This is a genomic window from Candidatus Poribacteria bacterium (genome assembly GCA_026706025.1).
Taxonomy (GTDB): Bacteria; Poribacteria; WGA-4E; order WGA-4E; family WGA-3G; genus WGA-3G.
The window spans coordinates 45,142-64,943 of sequence record JAPOZO010000095.1; the positions used below are offsets into that span (position 1 = coordinate 45,142).

At 47.5% G+C, this 19,802-nt stretch carries 21 protein-coding genes; 16 read left to right on the forward strand and 5 right to left on the reverse strand.

The window, feature by feature from the left end:
* The first annotated feature begins 133 nt into the window (after positions 1–133).
* From OXH00_24520 to OXH00_24530, 3 genes are all read left to right on the forward strand, one after another.
* Positions 134–1,216: a Gfo/Idh/MocA family oxidoreductase gene (locus OXH00_24520; protein MCY3744189.1), complete on the forward strand. Its 1,083-nt coding sequence runs from the start codon at positions 134–136 to the stop codon at positions 1,214–1,216.
* Positions 1,217–1,265: 49 nt separating this feature from the next.
* Complete coding sequence (locus tag OXH00_24525; protein MCY3744190.1) at positions 1,266–2,063, forward strand: sugar phosphate isomerase/epimerase; 798 nt, start codon at positions 1,266–1,268, stop codon at positions 2,061–2,063.
* A gap of 118 nt (positions 2,064–2,181) precedes the next feature.
* A complete protein-coding gene (locus OXH00_24530) occupies positions 2,182–2,682 on the forward strand; it encodes a tetratricopeptide repeat protein (GenBank protein MCY3744191.1) in 501 nt (166 codons plus the stop codon).
* A 114-nt stretch (positions 2,683–2,796) separates the two neighbouring features.
* On the opposite strand, the gene OXH00_24535 is transcribed toward OXH00_24530, so the two are convergent.
* Both OXH00_24535 and OXH00_24540 read right to left on the reverse strand, forming a co-directional pair.
* Positions 2,797–3,591, reverse strand: a complete 795-nt coding sequence (locus OXH00_24535; GenBank protein ID MCY3744192.1) for a phytanoyl-CoA dioxygenase family protein — start codon at positions 3,589–3,591, stop codon at positions 2,797–2,799.
* 12 nt (positions 3,592–3,603) lie between these two features.
* Entirely contained in the window at positions 3,604–3,963 is a 360-nt protein-coding gene (locus OXH00_24540) for a hypothetical protein (protein ID MCY3744193.1), read from the reverse strand.
* A 103-nt stretch (positions 3,964–4,066) separates the two neighbouring features.
* Between OXH00_24540 and OXH00_24545 the strand changes: the two genes are divergently transcribed.
* From OXH00_24545 to OXH00_24570, 6 genes are all read left to right on the forward strand, one after another.
* Positions 4,067–4,906 (forward strand): SDR family oxidoreductase, encoded by an 840-nt coding sequence (locus OXH00_24545; protein ID MCY3744194.1) that lies wholly within the window; start codon positions 4,067–4,069, stop codon positions 4,904–4,906.
* Positions 4,907–4,940: 34 nt separating this feature from the next.
* Entirely contained in the window at positions 4,941–5,657 is a 717-nt protein-coding gene (locus OXH00_24550) for an SOS response-associated peptidase (GenBank protein MCY3744195.1), read from the forward strand.
* A gap of 64 nt (positions 5,658–5,721) precedes the next feature.
* On the forward strand, positions 5,722–6,705 hold the full coding sequence (gene pdhA, locus OXH00_24555) for a pyruvate dehydrogenase (acetyl-transferring) E1 component subunit alpha (protein ID MCY3744196.1): 984 nt from the start codon (positions 5,722–5,724) through the stop codon (positions 6,703–6,705).
* Between the two features lie 75 nt (positions 6,706–6,780).
* A complete protein-coding gene (locus tag OXH00_24560; GenBank protein ID MCY3744197.1) occupies positions 6,781–7,722 on the forward strand; it encodes a hypothetical protein in 942 nt (313 codons plus the stop codon).
* Complete coding sequence (locus OXH00_24565; protein ID MCY3744198.1) at positions 7,712–9,643, forward strand: hypothetical protein; 1,932 nt, start codon at positions 7,712–7,714, stop codon at positions 9,641–9,643. Before OXH00_24560 ends, OXH00_24565 begins: the two co-directional genes overlap by 11 nt.
* Before the next feature lie 83 nt (positions 9,644–9,726).
* Positions 9,727–9,969: a hypothetical protein gene (locus OXH00_24570; protein MCY3744199.1), complete on the forward strand. Its 243-nt coding sequence runs from the start codon at positions 9,727–9,729 to the stop codon at positions 9,967–9,969.
* A gap of 11 nt (positions 9,970–9,980) precedes the next feature.
* Here the strand turns inward: OXH00_24570 and OXH00_24575 are convergent, their stop codons facing one another.
* Positions 9,981–10,217 carry a type II toxin-antitoxin system MqsA family antitoxin gene (locus OXH00_24575; GenBank protein MCY3744200.1) on the reverse strand — a complete coding sequence of 79 codons (237 nt, stop codon included), beginning with the start codon at positions 10,215–10,217 and terminating at the stop codon, positions 9,981–9,983.
* Entirely contained in the window at positions 10,217–10,510 is a 294-nt protein-coding gene (locus OXH00_24580) for a DUF4258 domain-containing protein (GenBank protein ID MCY3744201.1), read from the reverse strand. Before OXH00_24580 ends, OXH00_24575 begins: the two co-directional genes overlap by 1 nt.
* Positions 10,511–10,812: 302 nt before the next feature.
* Here OXH00_24580 and OXH00_24585 point away from each other — a divergent pair, with 302 nt between their 5' ends.
* From OXH00_24585 to OXH00_24615, 7 genes are all read left to right on the forward strand, one after another.
* On the forward strand, positions 10,813–11,427 hold the full coding sequence (locus tag OXH00_24585; GenBank protein ID MCY3744202.1) for an alpha-ketoglutarate-dependent dioxygenase AlkB: 615 nt from the start codon (positions 10,813–10,815) through the stop codon (positions 11,425–11,427).
* A gap of 33 nt (positions 11,428–11,460) precedes the next feature.
* Positions 11,461–12,831, forward strand: a complete 1,371-nt coding sequence (locus OXH00_24590) for a hypothetical protein (protein ID MCY3744203.1) — start codon at positions 11,461–11,463, stop codon at positions 12,829–12,831.
* A 167-nt stretch (positions 12,832–12,998) separates the two neighbouring features.
* Positions 12,999–13,952, forward strand: a complete 954-nt coding sequence (locus tag OXH00_24595) for a hypothetical protein (protein ID MCY3744204.1) — start codon at positions 12,999–13,001, stop codon at positions 13,950–13,952.
* 16 nt (positions 13,953–13,968) lie between these two features.
* Positions 13,969–14,925 carry a hypothetical protein gene (locus tag OXH00_24600; GenBank protein MCY3744205.1) on the forward strand — a complete coding sequence of 319 codons (957 nt, stop codon included), beginning with the start codon at positions 13,969–13,971 and terminating at the stop codon, positions 14,923–14,925.
* Complete coding sequence (locus OXH00_24605; GenBank protein MCY3744206.1) at positions 14,918–16,078, forward strand: VWA domain-containing protein; 1,161 nt, start codon at positions 14,918–14,920, stop codon at positions 16,076–16,078. Before OXH00_24600 ends, OXH00_24605 begins: the two co-directional genes overlap by 8 nt.
* Before the next feature lie 21 nt (positions 16,079–16,099).
* Complete coding sequence (locus OXH00_24610; GenBank protein ID MCY3744207.1) at positions 16,100–17,224, forward strand: zinc-binding dehydrogenase; 1,125 nt, start codon at positions 16,100–16,102, stop codon at positions 17,222–17,224.
* A gap of 112 nt (positions 17,225–17,336) precedes the next feature.
* Positions 17,337–18,344, forward strand: a complete 1,008-nt coding sequence (locus OXH00_24615; protein ID MCY3744208.1) for a terpene cyclase/mutase family protein — start codon at positions 17,337–17,339, stop codon at positions 18,342–18,344.
* Between the two features lie 22 nt (positions 18,345–18,366).
* Here OXH00_24615 and OXH00_24620 read toward each other — a convergent pair whose 3' ends face one another.
* Positions 18,367–19,800: a VWA domain-containing protein gene (locus OXH00_24620; GenBank protein ID MCY3744209.1), complete on the reverse strand. Its 1,434-nt coding sequence runs from the start codon at positions 19,798–19,800 to the stop codon at positions 18,367–18,369.
* Between the last annotated feature and the right edge of the window lie 2 nt (positions 19,801–19,802).

Genomic DNA, 19,802 nt, shown 5'->3' on the forward strand with positions numbered 1-19,802 from the left:
GTGTTGACAAAACCGTAAACAGTCTTATAATAAACACAAAGCCTGTTTTAGGGGGTTACAAGCAAGCACAAATTTAAATTGCAAGTTTTCCCTACGGGCAGACCAAACTTCATCTATTGGAAGGAAGAATAAAATGGCATTAAAAGTTGGCGTTGTTGGCATGAGTGGCATCGGTAATAACCATGCAAATTGCCACGCGAATGACGACTTAGCGGAACTGGTTGCGGTGTGCGATATTGTAAAAGAGCGTGCGGACAGCGCGGCGGAACGTCTCGGTGTAAAGGCATATTACAAACTCGCTGACATGATTGATGGTGAACCGGACCTGGACATTGTTGATGTCGGCACGGGTGGATATGAAAACGGAAGTTGGCACTATGAACCGACAATGGAGGCTCTTGATAACGGGAAGCACGTCCTCGTTGAGAAACCGATTTCCAACGACATCGGACAGGCACGAGAGATGGTCGCGAAAGCCACGGAAGAAGACCTTTACCTCGGCTGCAATCTGAACCACTATTTCACGCCGCCCGCGGAGCAAGCGAAGAAATACATCAACGATGGACACATCGGGGAGCAGGTTTATTGTCTGCATAAAATGGGATTTGCTGGCGGTGAATTCAACTACAGTTATTCAAACGCCCCGCGTTCTGATGGGTTTCCCTACTTCCATGTGAAAGCCTTTCTGGCACACCCGTTCAGTGTGATGCGCCACTTCTGCGGTGATGTGACACACGTTCAAGCCTTTATGAATCGTCCTCATTTTAGACGCGGTGCTGGAGATGTGATGGTCTCCATTAACAGCATACACCTTCGTTTTGAGAACGGGTGTATCGGTTACCTGTTGAGCCAACGTGGTGATGCTACGTTCGGTCTCGGTGGTTGGTGGAGCGTCGAACTGGCAGGCACACGTGGCACCTTCTGCATTGAAAACTGTATCGAGAAGGTCACCTACTGGCCTTCCCCGGGTGCCCCTGATTTCTCCGGTGACCCCGTTGTCACTGAGTCCGGCATCAGTGACTTCGGTCAAACCTTCCCACTGAGAATTCATGCGTTTTTAGAAGACATCACAAACGGTGTACCGAAAGAGCAGCTGCGTGCCTCCGGTAGAGATGCGCTTGCCACGCTTGAATACACTTGGGCAGCGATGGAGTCTTATGAACAGGGTGGTATCGTAGTCCGTCCACATCCGCTTCCGCCTTTGAAAGGACTATAAGGCAAATATAAAAATCCGTCTTCACGACTTCACAGAAGGAGAATTACATTTGAAATTAGGAGCAAATTCGGTGCTATTCGGCGGTTACGATATGGAAACCGCCTTCAAGCACATCGCCATGGCTGGTTATGATGGTATTGAACTCTCTGCGATTGACGGGATGAGCCAGCATCTCGTCCTCGCAAACTGGCAAGCACTGGCTGACGACATTAAGGGGTTCGCGAAAACGTACGAACTGGAACTGTTAGCAATGGAGCAGCCTTCACGCGATCCAGAAAAAATGGAACTCGCATTCCAAGCGGCAGCTGAGATAGGCATTCCGATTATCAACTGTGGGCCCGGCGGCTCATCGGATGATGAATCGGCATGGCCCGAAGTGGTTGATTCATTGGGAAATCTCTCCGCACGAGCAGAACATTATGGTGTGACACTTTGCGTCAAGGCACATGTCGGTGCAAGCATCTATAACACACCGACAACCCTCCGTGTGATGGAAGAAATCTCGTCGCCAGCATTCGGGATTGATATGGATCCGTCGCATATCCATCGTGCAGGCGAAAATCCTGTCGAGGCAATTGCCGCTGTGGTCTCGCGTGTTAAACACGTACATATCCGGGACTGTAAGGGGATGGAACGCGGTCCCGGCACCCCAGAATTGCAAGCGAATGGACGTGGCGACATCGACCTTGTCGGCTACATCCGTGTCCTACACGAGAACGACTATACCGGTCCGCTGAACCTTGAAGTCATCGGTGCGCGGGAATATAACTTAGAGCAGTGCTGCACGATTGCAGCAGAATCGCGTGGGCACATGCAGGCGTGTCTACAAGCGTGTGGTGCGCGCTAATTCCTAAATCAAGTAGGTGGGTTAATAGCCTGCCTACTCGTGAAATTGTCTAAATACATTAAGTATATCTCCTTGAAGATACCTTGCACCATCTAAAATAGGATGGAGGAGAAACGCGATGAAAGATAGAAGACTGTTGACTGCGCTCCTGATGTGCATCGTTTGCTTTGGTTGTGGATTGGAGAAAGCTACGGACTACAATAGGCGTGGGGTAGCAAAGGCAAAGCACCGTGAATACAAAGCGGCGATTGAACTGTATAGTGCCGCTATCCGCCTGGATCCTGATTACGAAGTTGCCTACAACAATCGGGGAGTCGCAAAGAAACATCTGGGTGAATACGAGGCAGCGATCGCCGACTATGACTCCGCGATTGGGTTGGTCCCCGATGACGCAAATGCCTATTTCGGTCGGGGGTTGGTAAAGAAAACTCTCAATAAGACTTTAGAGGCGATACAGGATTTTCAAACTGCTTTGGAACTCGCAGCACAAGCGGGCGATGTAGCACTGAAAGATGACATTAAAAGTTTCTTAGCTCAAGACGAATCAAATTCCGAAGAGGCGCAAGCAGATGTAAAGTTGAAAGACGATGTTGAAAGTTTTTTACTCCAATTTAAATAATGTGTTCATAGCCGCGAGGAGTCAACCGCAATTGATAATCTCGTGGTAGGCACCTACACCGCAGAAAGCGCGGTTGTCCATCAATATCATTAGTGCATCCACCGAATTGCCCTGCTACTGAGGCCGAATTTCTGATAACGGAATCCCGCTGTTAAACATCTGTATCGGTGGAATTTCCTCCTCCACTTCTGCCAACCCACATAACCAGTTCCATGTCAATTCACCCCTCCGTCGGTCGCGGTAGGATTCTATCTCCGTTACGTAAGGATGCCGTCCCTGGTGTTGGTAAGGCGGAATCTCATCGGACTCGCGCACCCAATCGCGTTTGGGCATCGTCATTCGGTAATAGGAGAACTTAATCATCCCGCGTCTGTCAGCATTGAGTTTCGGACCCGCCTTATGCCAGATACCGTAGCGTGTCATCGCGACGGTGCCTGCTGGAACGGTGAGGGAAAGCTGTCCGAGAATATCGCCGTAGTGAGCGATTGCCTCCCTGTCCACGAGTCGCTGATGGGATCCGGGCAATATCATTGTCGGGCCGTCTTCAATCTTCACCGCTTTCGGGTAGTAGTAGCACTGGAGATGCGTGATACCGTATCCGTATTCGGTGATCCCGTCGGAGTGCCACGTTTGTCCACGATGCGGCGCCTCAAAGAGATGGTGGTGTGCGCTTGTCGGCACGAGAAAATTCGCACCCAATAGCGAACGTACAACCCCCGCAACCTCTGGATGGAGCAGGACGTTCCGACGAAATTCATCCGTGAGCACAAAATCGTTGAGACGTCCACCGTCTACAGACTCACATTCCTTATTGAAATCCGGATCAATGATGTTCTCTAAGGTGATATAACCGTTGTGGATAAATTGCATGACCTCGTGGTCGTTTAGCGTCGGTTCAACGTTAATCATTTCGTCCTTCCTTTAGACATATTTCTCTAAAATAAACTCATAAGTAAGATAGGTGTTATCAACATCTGTAAAGTTATAGAGTTCCGGACGCGGAAATTGCACGATCCGCCAACCGTCGCTCACCGCGTCAAGTACGGAGGTGTAAGGCGGCTCCTGGGACGGCAGCACCGGCTCGTCCGGCGCGGTTGCGTCGTACAATGCCCATGCACCCAGCGGTGAACGTAAGTTCGTCGATTTGGAATAGAGATAGAGGAGGAGCTGCTTCTCGGAATTTAAGGCGGTGGTCACACCGCGCAGGTCAGCCTCAGTTAACTCGCCCGCGTCGAGTTTTTCTACACAATTGTCGAGCCATTCTTTTATTACTGATTTCACTCGCGTTTCTCCCTTCATTACGATTATTATCATTGTAGCATAAAAATGAAAAATATGGTATAATAGTCAGTAGATTATAGCCTCATAGGGAAAGGGGTTTATTATGAGACTGGAAGGAAAAGTAGCGATAGTCGCCGGTGCTGCTTGGGGTGGTATCGGGGCGGCAACCGCTTATAGATTTGCTTGTGAAGGTGCGAAAGTCGTTGTGAATACGCGCCGCCGCGAAGAAAAACTCGCTGAGACCGTCCAACGTATCCAAGATGCCGGTGGTGAGGCGGTCTCTGTCATGGGTGATGTTGCCGATGAGTCAACTTGGCAGGCACTCGTCAAAACCGCTTTGTCAAACTATGGAAAAATAACAACACTCGTCCATAACGCGGCACACTCTTACACCAAAAAAGCCATAGAATTCACGATGGAAGAATGGAACGAAAGTCTCGGCGTGACGCTTGGTGGCCCCTGGCTCGGTGCAAAGTATTGTATCCCAGAAATGATTCAAAACGGTGGTGGTACTTTGGTCTTCATCTCCACTGTTAATGCCACAATTACGAATCCCGGATTTGGACTTTATGGTGCCGGAAAAGGTGGCTTAAACGCCTTGACACGCAGCATTGCGCTTGATTACGGCAGAGAAGGTATTCGGGCAAATGCTATCGCCCCCGGACAGATTGTCGGGGAACGCGGTGAAGCCTCGCTTGCTGAAGATGATTTGGAAGAACAAGCCTCGCGTGATTGCTATCCAGTTGGACGCTACGGAAAACCTGAAGATATCGCCAACGCTGCACTCTTCCTCGCATCCGATGAAGCGGATTTCGTTACCGGTATCGTGTTGACCGCGGATGGCGGCTTGACGCTCCAATCGCCAGAAGCACTTGTACGCCCATCCTTCCGCCTCCGCTGGAGAGACGATATTCTGGTCCCACAACCGAAAGAGGATTCGTAGAACAAATTCTTACCTTTTTTTAGGAGAATTAAAAATGTGTGGACGATTTACGCTTGCAAGTGACACCGAAACCATGACTCAAACTTTCTTCGATTTCGCGATGCCGATGAACTTGTCGCCGCGCTATAATATCTCACCGACACAAGACGTGGCTGTTATAGCCAATACACCAACTGATACGGAGATACACCCAGAAATGGGGCAAGTAGAATTCTTTCACTGGGGACTTATTCCGTCTTGGGCGAAAGACCCGAAAATCGGAAACAGGATGATCAATGCGCGTTCGGAGACCCTCGCGGAAAAACCGTCTTTCCGAAGTGCCTACAAACGTAGACGATGCCTCATCTTGGCAGACGGCTATTACGAATGGAAACAGGTACCCGGCGACAGGCTCAAACAACCGGTTTATATCCGTCTCAAATCGCAAGAACCGTTCGCGCTGGCGGGGTTATGGGAGATATGGCAGGTGGAAGGGATGGATAAACCGCTCCGTTCTTGCACTATCATTACATGTCCCCCCAATGCTTTCTTGGAGAAGATTCACCACAGGATGCCTGTGATTTTACCGCAAGACGCTTATGCGGCGTGGCTTTCACCAGAAGCAAAGTCAGCCGATGCACTTCAACCGCTTCTCATCCCATACGTAGATGACGAGATAGAGGCGTATCCAGTATCACGGTTCGTCAACCGTCCTACGAATGATTCACCAGAGTGTATCGCTCCATCCGAGGTCACCCAGTCCTTGAACTGAACATCTATGGAACCGCCAAAACGTCTCAAACGTTTATATTCAGATAGAAAATAGGAAAGGAACTATGTCAAAACCGAGTAAAGATCAGATGCTTTATATGTATCGCAAAATGATAGAAATCCGCCAATTTGAGGAAGCTGCTGGTACACTTTATCAGAGTGGTCAACTTCCGGGTTTCCTGCATCTCTATATTGGTGAAGAAGCCACTGCCGTAGGTGTTTGCGCCCATTTGCAAGATGATGATTACATCACGAGTACACACCGCGGGCACGGTCACCTGATTGCCAAGGGTGGTAAACGCGACCGGATGATGGCGGAGTTATTCGCGCGCACGACCGGCTATTGTAAAGGTAAAGGGGGTTCAATGCACATCGCCGATAAGGAGACAGGTATTCTGGGTGCCAACGGTGTTGTCGGTGCAGGAATTCCACTTGCCGCTGGTGCTGCACTCTCCGCGAAACTCCGCGGCACGCAGCAGGTCGCCGTGTCTTTCTTCGGTGACGGTGCGACGAACCAAGGTGTATTCCATGAGACGCTTAATCTCGCTGCCGTGTGGGAGCTGCCTGTCGTGTTTGTTTGTGAAAACAACCGATTCGGTATGGGAACACCACAACACGAGCACCAACGGGTAGAGGATATCGCTGTCCGTGCCCCATCCTACGATATACCGGGTGTTACCGTTGATGGAAATGACGTGCTAAAGGTTTACGCTGCAGCAGATGAAGCTGTCGCGCGCGCACGCGAAGGTAGCGGACCGACACTCCTCAACTGCGATACTTACAGATTCCGAGGACACCATATCGGCGATCCGGGCACGTCCTATCGCGACCGTGAAGAAGTGCAAGAGCAGGAACGCCTACGCGACCCGATTCGCCGACTCGCTGAAGTCCTCACCGAAAAAGAAGGTGTGAGTGAAGACGAACTCACGGCACTTGAGACGGAACTCGCAAACGAACTCGAAGAAGCACTTGAGTTTGCCAAGAGCAGTCCGGAACCGCTGCCCGAAGATGCTTTGAATGACGTTTACGCCGGATCCATCCAGCCATAGACAACCGATTTTCGGTAGATGTAGGCGCGGTTTCAACCGCGCCAGAATCAAGTCAGATAACAGGGAAGCTTAAATATGCATAGCGAAACCACGATAAGCGGAATGTCTCCATCAGAACTCGCGAAATGTAGAGAAAACCTTAAACGCCAGTGGGAAAACCGTCGGGTTGATAAAGAACTGGTTCAACGCGCGTGGGAGACGGCGCGTCGTCTCGCCATCGTACTTTATCGAGACTTTGGTGCAACGAAAGTTGCCGTCTTCGGCTCCCTCACTGAACCGAAACGGTTCAGACAAAATTCAGACATCGATATCCTTGTCTGGGGGGTCTCATACGATAAATGCCTGGACGCACTCTGGGAAACAAAAGGCTTGGATTCTGAATTTAAAATAGATATTATCAATTTTAAATCCGTTGACCGTTTATTCCGTGAGCGGATTCTCAGCGAAGCTATCCCTATTGATAAAGCCGGAACGGACGCTTTCACACTGGTAAACGCATCGTACCGAGAAAATGGAGAAACTTACAGAGTGAATCGAAATAAACTCATTCAACGCATCTCTGATGAACGCACCAAAATAGAACGAACTGTCCGAGGTATCGCGAATGCATTACAAGATATTGAAATCATTGCCGCTAACCACAAAAAATATGTAGAAAAGACAATCGCTTCTGATCTCGCTGAAGTTTACAGCGGCATTGAGAGAATTTTTGAGCGAATTGCCCGTGAGGTAGATATGCAAATACCGAGAGGAAGTCGCTGGCATAACGATCTACTTGAACAAATGGCAGAACGGCGGCCAGGACGCCCGCCCGTGATTTCCCCAAACACTCTACCGAGATTAAAAGCACTTTTAGACTTCCGACACAAAGTCAATAACATTTACCGCGACGAGTTGATTTACGAAAAAGCCGAAGAACATGCCAAATCGATTGGGGACCTATTTGCAACCGTTTCTAAAGAACTGGATACGTTGATCGCTTTTTTAACCGAAACCGAAGGCACTCATGAAGGTTGATGAACGCCCAAAATCGCATGGTGTCACATGGAAATCTATCGCCATCACGCTTGTATTGATTCCGTTTAATTTCTACTGGATCATTGCTGGCGAAGTCGGGCTTGTCGGTTATGCACTGAACACTTACGCTGTCCCGTTTTACAACGTCGTCTTTGTCGTATTCACCTTTACCCTCCTGAATCTCGCCGTTCGCCGCCGTCTATTCACCAATGCGGAACTGCTCACGATATACATCCTGCTCAGCACTGCCTGCGCTTTCCCGTCCATCACCCTGATGACGATTCTCGTCACAACCGTCGGGCACGCCTTCTGGTTCGCGACGCCTGAAAATGAGTGGAAGCAGCTTTTCTGGGATTATCTACCGAGATGGCTCCTCGTGGACGATCCAAAGGTTCTGGCAGGTTACTATATCGGTGAAACCAACCTCTCCACATTGGACATCCTCAGTGCATGGATAATGCCAATCCTATCTTGGGCAGGGTTCATGACGGTCTTGGTCCTCGTGATGTTGTGTATCAATGTCATTTTGCGGAAGCAGTGGGTAGAACGCGAACGACTCGCCTATCCAATCACTCAGATTGCATTTCACGTCACACATAACACAAAATCGCTATTTTCACACCGTATCACGTGGCTCGGCTTCGGGATCGCCGCATCCATAGCCATCCTCAACGGCTTCAGTTTTCTATATCCGACACTCCCAACCTTACCGATTAAGCGGATCGGAGGTTGGCGCGGATTTGGACACCTGTTCACAGAAAAACCGTGGAACGCCATTGGTGGTATCAGTATGTCTTACTACCCGTTTGTCATTGGGCTTGGACTGCTGATGCCGCTGGATCTCTCGTTCTCAAGCTGGTTTTTTTTTATTTTTTTTAAGGCACAATTAGTATTCACAAGTGCCGTCGGGCTGTCCAGCCTACCCGGATTTCCATACATTGACAGACAATGCTTCGGTGCTGCGATCGGGATTTTCATCTCTGTGTTAGTGTTGAACCTTCGTCATTTCCGAGGTGTGTTCCGCATTGCGCGTCGTCGTACAGGCGAGGATGCCAATGAGCCTGTCTCCTATAGGTTTGCATTGTGGGGTATTGTTGGTGGACTCGCGCTGCTCTTTATCTTTTCCAAGCGTATCGGTATGTCACTCTGGCTGATTCCGATCTTTTTCGGGATCTATTTCATCATCGTCTTGGTGCTAACGCGGATGCGCGCGGAGCAGGGGTTTCCCGTGCATGCGATGGAGAACATGCCGAACCACCATATCCTCGTTGACGGTTTCGGCACACGCACGTTAGGTACCAACAACCTCGTCGCATTGACGCTCTACCGCTGGTTCAACCGAAGTTACACGAGCAACCCGATGCCGCACCAGTTAGAGGGGTTCAAACTCTCGGAACGTTCGGGAATCTCGACGAGACGCTTGTTTTTCGCACTGTTAGGCGTTTCAGGGTTCGCTGCCGTGATGGTCTTCGGTGTAATCCTCTATCTCTTTTATACCTACGGTGCGTTGAACATGAGTGGCAGCAGTAGTTGGTCAACAGGCTTTGGTGGGCGCGTTTTCAACGGACTGCAACGTTGGCTTTATTATCCGACCGAACCGAATTTCTATGCCACGGGTGGCATCCTTTTCGGCTTACTCTTCTCAACACTCCTGATGTTTATGCGGGCGCGTTTCTTCTGGTGGCCCTTCCATCCGATTGGATTCGTTGTTTCCAGCGATTGGGGGATGCGGTATTTGTGGAGTTGTATGCTGGTGAGTTCGATTATCAAGTGGAGCGTCTTGAAGATCGGCGGACCGCGGGCATCACAGCAGCTCGTGATGTTTGCGATTGGGTTGATGTTAGGTGATTTCACTGTCGGCGGAATTTGGAGCCTCGTCAGCGTCGTGACACAACAGCCGATGTATAATTTCTGGCCTTAAGTCAAAACAACGCTTTTGTGTGCGTCTCTGATTTTAGGGGTTTTAATTTGAGAAATCGTTAGAGATGTGCTATAATCTTTTTGATGAATACCAAAGAGAACCTATTTTCACAATTCGGTCTATGCCTTAATAACGAAGGACATGCTGCATCTCTTGAATCAGGGAAAGTATATCGTGTGATTCAGGATGACGAAGCAGCATCCCACGGTTATATCCGCGTCATAGATGAAAGCGGCGAAGACTATGCCTACACAACCAACCGTTTTCACCTCATCCAACTGCCTGTCACTGTTGAAAAGGTGTTGTTGTCTGCTTCACAAGCATAGGTTCAGCAGGTTCACGGGTTCATCACCATGACTGGGACAGATATTCTTTCCGGCGCGGTATCGCTATTCTGCGCCATAGTATCAAGTCGATCTAAGGTTGCAGCTGCATAATATCGCTGACCGCATTCTTGGCAGACACCGACTGGTACATCTTTAATGATTACCAACTTTCCCTCATACCAGTGATCAACAGTAACTTTCTTCTGGCGAATCTCACCATTGCAATATTCACATTTAGAAGCCTTCATTATTGTGTCCCTTCTGTTGCGTAGACCGTTATGATCCGCAATTCACCCGAATCTAAAATCCGACAAATCACGTTAATCTCTTTTCCATCGCGTGCAGGTCCTTGGAGTCTATATCGGATACCTCTCCGGTCGCGTGTGAATCTCTGAACCACCCGACCTCTCCGAATTGCGTGTTTCACATCAACCGTCGATAGCATGTCCTTTCGCATCTCGTCTAAGGCATGTTCAGTTATCTGATAGAAATTCCTAACGACTTTTTGCTGGATTGATAGAAGAACTCTGCTCCTTCTCACGTCTGTTCCTATAAGTGAAAATCCCAGGTTCGGAATTGCGGTACATGTATGCTAACGAACGAAAACCCTATATGCAAAGTAAAGTATATCACGAATCCTCTCGAAAGTCAAACAGTTTCAATACTCTCAAGATATTGTAGAAACGAGGCGTGACACGTGTTTGGTTGACTATAAAACAAGGGACCAGGGACCACTTTGATTTGCAAAATCGGTATATGATGTGTTAAACTTAATTTAAAGTGTGTCTAATCGCTTAGATGGACTTATAGGGCAAGCATCCAGAAGTCTTGAAAGGTGAAATAATGATCAACTCACTATTTGAAGAAAATCCAAAGGAAATAGAAGAAATTCCAATCCAAGATGGAGTTTTACGTCTCTATCCGCACCTCTTCTCGCCAGAAGAGAGGAGAACCTTTTTCAATCAACTAACAGAAAAAGTTAAGTGGCAACAAGAAGAGATCAAATTATATGGCAGAAAAATACCGTTCCCTCGCTTAACCGCATGGTTTGGCGATGCAGGAAAAACCTATATGTATTCAGGAATAACGGTTGAACCTGAACCGTGGACACCAACATTATCAGAAATCAAAAACAGAATTGAGGAGGTTTCAACTGTAACATTCAACAGCGTCCTACTCAACTACTACCGAAACGAACGCGATAGTGTCTCTTGGCATAGCGATGACGAACCAGAATTAGGCAAAAACCCAATCATTGGTTCAGTCAGTCTTGGTGATGTCAGGACCTTTCAACTAAAACATAAAACGGATAAGTCACTAACAGTCAGCAGAGACTTGCCAGATGGCAGTTATCTCGAAATGGCTGGGAGTACCCAACATCATTGGTTACACCAGATACCAAAACGGACTCGGAAAATAGGTCCGAGAATAAATTTAACTTTCAGAATCATATTGTAGTTTTCTTGCGTCACTATCTGTGGAATCCAAAACATGTTAAATCCAACCTTAATTGCCATTTCTGTTATTTCTGTCTTTTTTATTATCCCTATTTTAATAATCAAATTGGCGAAAGTTCATCAACACAAGGCACAACTTGAAACGGACTTGGCACAGGCTCAGAAAAAAAATAATCGTCTTTCCAATCAATTAGAACAGAAACATCACCACAACATGAATCTTAAAAACAAATTGGAGCAAGAACGCCAGCGTAACGCAAACCTTGAAAGCAGTTTGACACAAGTTAATCAGAAAACTGAGGATTTCTCCAGCAAAAACACGCCCCTTGCTAGTGAATTGAAGCAAGAACGCCAGCGCATTACGAATCTGGAAAAGAAATTAGCCACCTCTAATTTTTCATTGGATCAGTCCCGCCAACATAATGAACGGCTTACCGGTGAATTGACACAAGCAAATCAACGAAACGCGAACTTAGAAAGTAATCAAAAGCGTCTTTCCGTCGAACTGAGGCAGAAACGCGAAAACAAAATCAAACTTGAAAAGGAATTAAAACTTTCTGGTTCTTCAGCGTATCGCATACTTCTTGATGCAATTTACGCTGCAGGGCGTATCAAGACAGACGAGCAAAAACAGACGCTTCTTAATAACCTACTAAAAGCTTCTGAGGAATTAAGCAGAGAATACCAGCAACATAATGTTTCACCAGACTATTCTAAACCGTATTATCAAGAGGCATATTTGCTACGCTACTTTTTGCCATACTCTCAACCTGTTCCTTACTTGCTTAATCACCTGATCCTACAGAAGAATTTCCCATATCAACTACCAGAAGATGGCACATTAACTGCCTCTTTCTTTGGATGCGGACCTGGACCAGAACTTTACGGACTTATGCATTACTTAGGTGGCCCTCAATCAAGTGTTGATATTTCCGCAGCTATGTTGGATATAGCACCTTGGAAAAATGCGAGAAAAATTGTCTTTGAGCACCTATTACGGAGCACAGAAATTCACGAATTCAGGTCAAATCTCGTAGGAAACCCCAGAGATTTCTTGCCAAATGATTCGGAAAAATGGGTTAGCAAATCCGACTTACTCGTCATTCAACATTGTCTAAATGAAAAGCATAATGCACAGAATGAACAACTGCTTGAAAACTTAAAACAGATAGTGAGGAAAATGAAGTCCGGTGCAGTCATGTTAATCATTGAGCGTGCTCGATATCCAGACGTTAAGGAATTACTTGGTAAATTCTGCTTTGAGTTGAAAGATAAATTTGATCACAGCGTAGATTTTAAAACCGAAATTGAAAGTAGGGACGGTGTTGATCTCAAACCAATTCTTCAAGTTATTCCTAAAGAATTAAGGACTGTTTTTTTGGAAAGAAGTCTTCAAATTCCGTAAACCCGGTAAGATTTATTTGGATGGCCGTGTTGAAAAAGCATTAATTGTGAAATTGGAAAAGGCAAACCGATAATCAAATAGACAAACCTTTCATGTAATCATCCTGTCTCTTTTTTCTTGCACGTCAAACCGTTTTATGCTATCCTACTCTCTAAGGAGATAGCGATATGCATCAACCCACAGACACCCATCGTACAGCGAACGACCTATCGCCAGAAGAGTTAGCAGAATACCGTCAACGACTCGATCAGCACTTCCAAAATCGGAAAGTAGATGAGGCGTTACTACAACGCGCATGGCAGACTGCACATCGGATTGCGGCAATGCTTTATGAAGATTTTGGTGCAACACAAGTCGCTGTGTTCGGTTCGCTTGCCGGACAAGAATGGTTCTCAAAAGGATCAGATATTGATATTGCTGTCTGGGGACTTCCTGATGATACATATCTCGACGCGTTGTGGGAAACCAGGAATTTCAGTCCAGAGTTCAAAATTGATCTCATCAACTTTCACAGCGCGAAAGGACAATTTCGCGAGCGGATTCAAAGCCAAGCGATCCAAGTTCAACAGGGAGAAACAGACTGCAGTAGATTAATCTCTGAATGTCAAAAAATCCGCGCAGAAAGGGAAAAAATTGATGGCAAAATGAACAATCAAGAACTCATCAATCGAATCGCTGATGAACGAAAAAAAATAGCGAGAACTGTTGAAGAAATCAAGACGCGCCTCGAAAAAATAGAAGCGGCATCTGCTGAAGATCGGGAAGATCTTAAAGACCTGATTGCCATGCGCCTCCCTGTTTTCTATATGGGATTGGAGAACATTTTCAAACGGATTGCCAAAGAAATTGACATGGACGAACCTCACGGAAAAAATTGGTATACAGATTTATTAGAACAAATGTCAATGTCGCGCCCCTTGCGTCCGTCTGTGATTTCCGAAAAAACAGCTGCCGCTTTAACTCGTATTTTAAAGTTCCGCCACCGTTTTAGAAACATATACGTATTTGAATTGGAACTCGAAAAAATCGTTGAAAACGCACAAGAGGTCTGCGATATATTTGACGGTCTATCTACAGAACTCGACGTGTTCATAGTATGGTTAAAGAATCCGGATGCATAATTCATGAGATAGCAATATGTCCCAACCTATAGACACCCATCGCACAGCGAAAAACCTATCACCAGAAGAGTTAGCGGAATACCGTCAGCGACTCGATCAACACTTTCAAAACCGGAAGGTGGATGAGGCGTTGTTACAACGCGCATGGCATACTGCACATCGGGTTGCCGCTATGCTTTATGAGGACTTCGGAGCAACACAAATCGCTGTCTTTGGATCACTCGCGGGACAGAAATGGTTTTCAAAAGGGTCAGATATTGATATTGCAGTTTGGGGGATGCCATCTGATCTATATTTTCGTGCTGTTGCACAAACTATCGGGTTTAGCCAAGAATTCAGAATCGATTTAGTCAATTTCGACAATTGTAAAGGCCAGTTTCGAGAACGTATTCAGAATCAAGCTGTGTTTATTGAAAAAAATGAGATATGCTTCGCCACGACCACTGGACCTAACTGCCAAGCAACCCTGATAAACAGAGAGGAAACTAACGTAGTGAATCAGGAGCAATTAATACAGCGCATTTCCGATGGATACACAAACGTAGCGGATGCAGTTCGACTCATCGGGGAAGCTTTAGAAAATATTGAAGATGCCCCCGCGCGGTACAGACGGAGTATAGAACTTGAGATTGCCAGGTACCTCTACGATTTCTATAAGCAATTGGAAAATATTTTCGAGCACATTGCACGCGAGATTGACAACACATTGCCTGTAGGGGAAGAGTGGCATAAAGCTCTCCTACAGCAAATGGCGGAACCAAGAACGACACGGGTACCTGTCCTGTCCGAAAAAACTTTTACGGAACTACAGGATCTTCTGGGATTCCGTCACGTTTTCGTCTACATCTACGGTGCTAAATTAGACTATGAGCAAATGCTCAAAAATGCCGAGCGAGTGAACAAAGTATTCCCGAGCGTCTCCAAAGAATTGGACGCGTTCATAACGTGGCTGAAGAAACAAGAAAATGACTGATCAGACACTTCTCCAACAAATCACAGACTTCTGCCGTTTGCTCCGACAGATGGACATTAACGTGACAACAACCAACCAATTGAGTTGGTGCAAAAGCGTTGAACTGATCGACATCGGTGAGCGTGAGGCGTTTTATCATACAGCACGGACGAACCTCATCACGAAGGAAGCAGATCTGAAGACGTTTGACCTCGCTTTTAACCTGTTTTGGCGATATCCGCGTCCAGATTTTCAAGCCGTTGATACCGGTGGAGAGGCACCCGAACCGTCCAGTCTTCAAGACCTTTCGGACGCTACTGACGAACAGGACATGGTAGAACAGTGGCTGGATGCCGAGACCGAAGACGATGAGGAAGAAGGAGAAGAAGACGATCCGCTCGCTTATAGTGTAGAGGAAGTCCTAACCCGAAAGGACTTCAGTGAATTCACACGCGAGGATATGGAGAAAGCACGGGAGATCGTTGCGAAATTGGCGGCGGTGTTGGCAACAAAACTGAGTCGTCGGAAGGTTGTCGGCAAAAAGGGCAAAATTATTGATTTTCGCAGGAGTTGGCGAAAGAGTCTGGTTCATGGCGGCGAACCTCTCGAATTAATTCGGAAACAGCAGAAGATTAAAAAGACCAAGATTTTGCTTCTCTGTGACGTGAGCGGGTCTATGGACTGTTATGCCAAGTTCCTCATCCAATTTATCTACGGCATGCAACAGGAGTTGAGAGAAGTAGAGGTAGCAGTCTTCAGCACGCACCTGACAGACATCACCGGACTCCTTCAACGGAAAGGGTTGACAGAAGGCTTGAATGAAGTGGCAAATGTCGTACCAGATTGGTCAGGTGGGACGAAGATTGGTGAAAGCCTGCTGGAATTCTATCGGCAGTTTGCGCCATCCTTTTCGGCGTATCGCACTGTAGTCATTCTCATCAGCGACGGTTGGGACCGAGGCGATGTAGATGTGCTGCAGCGTTCTATGGAGATGTTGCATCGGCATGCGTACCGGTTAATTTGGCTTAATCCGTTGCTCGGCAGCGACGGCTATCAGCCAATCTGTCGAGGTATCCGCACGGCGTTGCCGTATGTGGACTATTTCCTTCCAGCACACAATTTGGAGAGTTTAGCGCAACTAACAAAAGTATTAATTCCGCTCTGGTCAAAATAAAAGAAAACAAGGATTCTAACTATGCAAGTCCAAGCGGCGGTGATGCTCCAACCCGGGCAGATAGAGATCCGCGAATTTGAGAAACCGACACCCGCAGATGATGCACTCCTGCTACAAGTGGACCGCGTCGGTATCTGTGGAAGCGATAAACACATGTACCTCGGACACACTGCCCTGAAATTTCCGGTCATTCCAGGACATGAAGTCGTCGGGACAGTTGCTGAGATCGGCAAAAACGCGAATCAAGCAATGAATGTGATGGGCGGTCCCATCAAGGCTGGCGACCGTGTGACGGTGGTACCGGGTTCAAAAAATTGTGGGAGATGCTACTATTGCTTGCACGTGCCGGGTCGTCCGACTTTGTGTTCCGGCAGAACCATCTACGGTTTTAGCAATAGTGAAACGCCGCCATATCTGAACGGAGAATTCGCTGAGTATACCTATATCCATGGGAACTCTTGGGTTTACAAAATGCCGGAAGGTATCCCAGAAGAAATAGGTGTGTTGACAGAACCGGTGGCAGTTGCGACGCGCGCCGTTGAACGCGCATGTGCCCCAGGGTTACCACAAGTCGGAGATGGATACAGCATCGGGAGCAGTGTGGCAGTACTTGGCTGTGGTCCTATTGGTCTGCTCGTTGTCGCTGTGTTACGCGATAGTGGTGCCGGTACGATCATCGCCACCGACCTCGTCGATAGTCGGTTGGATATGGCGAAACAGATGGGCGCGGACGTAGTTATCAATGTCGGAGACACAACGCCTGAAGAACGGGTTGAACAAATTCAGGAACTCACAAACGGTGTTGGCGTGGATATCGCGATTGAGTGTGCGGGGTTACCGATAGTTTTCGCCGAAGCGTTAGACGTGGTGCGGCGCGGTGGGAAAGTTATTGAAGTCGGACACTACACAGATTCCGGGGATATACGGGTACGACCTCACCAAATTTGTAATAAAGATTTGGATGTCTGTGGCGTATGGGCATACCCGCAAATACAATTTCAGACAGCGTTGGATTTTCTTCAAATAACACGCGCGCCGTTGCATGAATTGATAACGCATCATCTACCGCTGCAGCAATTGGAAAAAGGCATTGATATGCTTGGACAAGAAGGCGTTTACAAGGTCGTAATTGAACCACAGTCGTAATGTGGTAATCAATACTCTTTTAAGAAGAAAGATTCGTTTGAAAAAACGCGCGTAACTCCACAAATCCTCAGGTGTTTTAAAGCTAACAATAACACAAATGGAGGTACGTTAAATGAAAAACCACAAAAGCGTTTTCGTGGTAACCTGTTGTTATATCCTGTTGAACTTCGTTATCGGGATTAGCGGAAGTGCTGCTGCGGATACCGAAGTCGCCACTTCAAATAAAATACCAGAGGGGCCTCCGCTCTTCAAAACCATAGAGGGCGCGAAAACCTATATTGTGCAGCACCAAAACCGAGATTGGGGTTGGCCCCTGGTCCCTGGCGGAGATAGCAATGTGGAAAGTACCGCGTTCGCGGTTTGGGCACTGATTGATGCCGGGTGGGGCACCGGTTCAGAAGTCATTCGGACAGGTGTTGCGTATCTGCGAAATACACAGATGGATAATGGAAGTTGGAACAATAACACCGCACACACTATCTTTGCACTCATCGCTCTAACGACAGCAGAAACCGATCCCGAAGCCCGTTACATAGGACTACAGTGGTTGAAAAAAGTCCAAAATCGGAGCGGTGGTTGGGGTAAAAAGGAGCGAAGCCCAGACAATGTTCTCTACACCGCCGCTGTTTTAGCAGGATTCAGGAGACTTGGTTTTGAACAGAGCTTTGAACCCGTCTCTAAAGGCGCGGTTTGGTTGGAGGGAGCCATTAATCATGATGGAGGTTGGGCATTGCAACGCGGCAGGCAATCCGACATTTTTTTGACATCTTGGGTGATACAAGGTTTAGAACCTGTTTACGATATTGACCTACTAATCGCATGGTTAAAGCAGCTCCAGAACAGGGATGGCGGGTTCGGAAGATATAGAAATAGCCCCAGCGATCCAGAAATCACTGCGATTGCGATTATGGCACTTGCGGCTGGAAACGATCCGCTCAACACGCGCCGTGTTGCGATCAACTATTTGGCAAAAACACGGCAAGAAGATGGCAGCTTTATCAGCAATACCCCGATTGAACTGACGAAACCGACCGCGAATTTGCAGTCCACCTGTTTCGTGCTCATCGCGATACATGCCAAAACAGCAGATGAACTTGCTGTAGAACAATCGGCAAAATAACCAAGAAGTGAAGGCGGCATCCTTATCGTCGCTGGTCAGGGCCACCTGTCGTGGTCACGGGTGCACTGGCACCCGGCATAATGTAGTGCTCACCTTTAGTAAGTTGGGCGACTTGCCGCTGGAAATCATCTCCAATGGAACCCGTTCTCATTGAGGTGACACCGCCGATGACGTAAACTCTTGCTCGCGCCCCACGGCACACTGAAACTGCTTTCCCCGCTGTATACCCTTTTTCGGCACGCTTACTCGTTGCTTCGTCCGTGACAATGATAAGCACAAGGTCACGCTCCTGTTCAGTCCGAAGTTTCGGTACGCCTTCAATAATGGCATCCAACAGATGCTCATCACCAGATTTTGGGAGCCGAAACATCACCTTCACCTGTTCGGACTCCAACGGCGGCTTGGTTACGACGATAGTGCTTTCACCACCACCGACTGCTGCCCAAAACCGAATAATCCCAAACCGATAATCTAACCCCGCCGACTTAAACACAGAGACCATCAGATCCAAGCCATTGCACGCCGCCTCCGTTTTAGGTTCCATGCTTAGACTGTAATCGAAAACGAACACAATGTCCACTTTACCGGGTTCACTCTGCACTAAACTTTCAGCAATGCGTTTAAACACCCCGTCCACTCGAAGCAGCGCTTTATCGGCGACTGTTTCACCACTCTGGATCCGTTGTCCATCCATCCGCCGTTGATATGAATCAATCGGGTACCATTTGCCACCTGTCCGATCGGTAAGTTCCGCTTGTACCTTTTCGCTCAGACCGATAAAACTAAGCTGTACACTGTTTTGCCGACATCGATTGACAATCTGTTCACTAATTCTCCGCTTAGCATCTGCTTCTGTCCATAAGGTGCGCATCCGCGAATTACTAAGTACTACAAATTGTGTTGTAACCCCTTCTCGGAAATCCAACTCATTCAAACCTTTCACGATTGCATCGAGTCCATATCCAGGCTGAATTTTATTGTCGAATTTCGCCCGTATATCTTGTAAGGCGTTTTCAATACCGAGGTAATCAAAGGTCCAGGGATGAAATGTGTAAAGCGGTTCCCCTTGTACCGATTGAAAACTTATGAGGGCGAACCTATAGTCCATCGTTTTCGCCTCAATAACGGCAAGCATATCAATAAGTTTCTTTTCAAGAACAGCAAGCGATGCTAACATCCGTTTGTTACCGTCAACGAAGAACACGACATCTACTTTCGAGGGCTGGGTGTGTTGCGTCGCGCGTTTCACAATGTCTTTAAGGCTTTCACCTATATCCGCCTTGACAGTATCCGGTTTCTTGGCACTCCGGTCTACCAGTATTCTATGTTTTCGTCGAGGCGGACGAACCTGTGCCGTTGCCTGCAGCGTACCTACCAACACACCCACAACGCACAAGCAACATATCCAGGTTTTTGGGGGCAGCTTGCAAACCAAAACTTGCCTAACAAAAGTCATAC